The 1,702-nt window shown below is 39.2% G+C and carries 1 protein-coding gene; it reads left to right on the top strand.

What is annotated here, in order from left to right; translation table 11 throughout:
* Positions 1–117: 117 nt before the first annotated feature.
* Positions 118–1,245 (top strand): IS110 family RNA-guided transposase, encoded by a 1,128-nt coding sequence (locus E2K98_RS30460; RefSeq protein ID WP_133340743.1) that lies wholly within the window; start codon positions 118–120, stop codon positions 1,243–1,245.
* Positions 1,246–1,702 lie beyond the last annotated feature (457 nt).

Genomic DNA, 1,702 nt, shown 5'->3' with positions numbered 1-1,702 from the left:
TTTAGTCATAATGAACGAAACGGCTCCCATCGCTTAACGTAGGTTGCACTTGGTCATAATGTTACTACCCAAAAATAAACCAAGTGTAGAGCTACACACGAAAAGGAGCCGTTTAATATGAAGGATGTACAAAAATTTGTTGGTTTAGACGTATCTAAAGATACAATTGCTGTTGCTATTGCTGATCCAGGTCGTGGTGAACCAAGATTTCATGGAACTATCCAAAATAAGCCAGAAGACATTCGCAAACTAATGAAAAAGTTAGGAAATCCTGACAACCTATTAGTATGTTATGAAGCTGGTTCTACTGGATATGGAATTTATCGTTTACTTCTTTCAATGGAAATTGAATGTTTGGTTGTGGCACCCTCTCTTATCCCAAAGCGATCTGGCGATCGCGTGAAAACAGATAAAAGAGATTCTATTAGATTAGCTCAGTTACTACGTGCGGGAGAGCTTACTTCTGTATGGGTTCCAGATGAAGATCATGAAGCATTGAGAGACTTAATTCGTGCTCGTCATGATGCTCGTGAAGATTTACAAAGTTCTCGTCAGAGACTTATTCACTTCTTACTTCGCCATGATATACGTCCTCCGCAAGGAGTTCGAAATTGGTCTGTAAAACATCGTGAATGGTTAAAACGCTTAACATTTAAAAGAGCTGCACAACGTATTGTTTTTCAAGAGTATCTTCATACAATCAATGAAGTAGAAGATCGTATGAAACGAATTGAAGATCAAATCCATGAAGAAGCACTTCAAAGTGAACACGCCCCCGTTATTCAAGCACTCCAAACATTAAGAGGAGTTGCGGAAGTAACTGCCGTTACCTTGGTAGCTGAAATTGGACAGTTTTCTCGTTTTTCTAACCCAAGACAATTGATGTCCTATGCTGGACTTGTTCCTAAAGAATACTCTAGTGGATCAAGTCGTTGGCAAGGTTCGATTACGAAAACAGGAAACTCACAAATTCGACGTTCCATAGTAGAAGTTTGTTGGTCTTATCGTCATCGCCCATCTGTTAAAGGTGAATTGCTAAAACGTCAAGAAGGTCAAGATCCAGAGGCAAAACGTATAGCTTGGAAAGCTCAACACCGTCTTCATATGAAATATCATCGAATCTCTGCTAAAGGAAAAGGTGGAAAAGTAGCTGTTGTTGCCGTTGCTAGAGAATTACTTGGCTTTATCTGGGCTATCGCTTGTTGTATTGAAGATAAACAAGTAAGTAGATTGAATATTGCTTAAGTAGATTGAAAGTAATAAATTAATGGAGTTTTCTTATGAAGTAATAACTTTTTGGTTGGAAATTGAAGATTTGGCTCGAAGGCAAATTCCCGTGAAGGAGAACCCTCATGTTGAACTATGCACTAGGTCTAGAACTGAACGTGCGCCTTTAGTCCGAGGCAGCTCCGTGACGGATGGAGTGAAATGTGGTACCCAACCCACGCATATCAGTTTGTATATCACCGTCAGAGTTTTTGCCTTCGTGCCAAGTTTTTAAGGTTATCCTGTTCAACTTTCTGTATTGTATCCCTTTCGGATTTAGCTTATCAAGGGAAAGTGCGCCCTTGACAAGCTAGATCCGAAAGGATATTTGGTCTATAAGTTGAACAAGGAATAACTCTATTCATACTGAATAAAACGCTAAATAAAAACATTTGGGTGTGGTGGGTTGACAGTTTCGTTCATATCAGTTCAATAA

The sequence above is a fragment of the Bacillus salipaludis genome (assembly GCF_004358205.1).
This window is presented reverse-complemented; position numbering and strand designations above follow the sequence as displayed.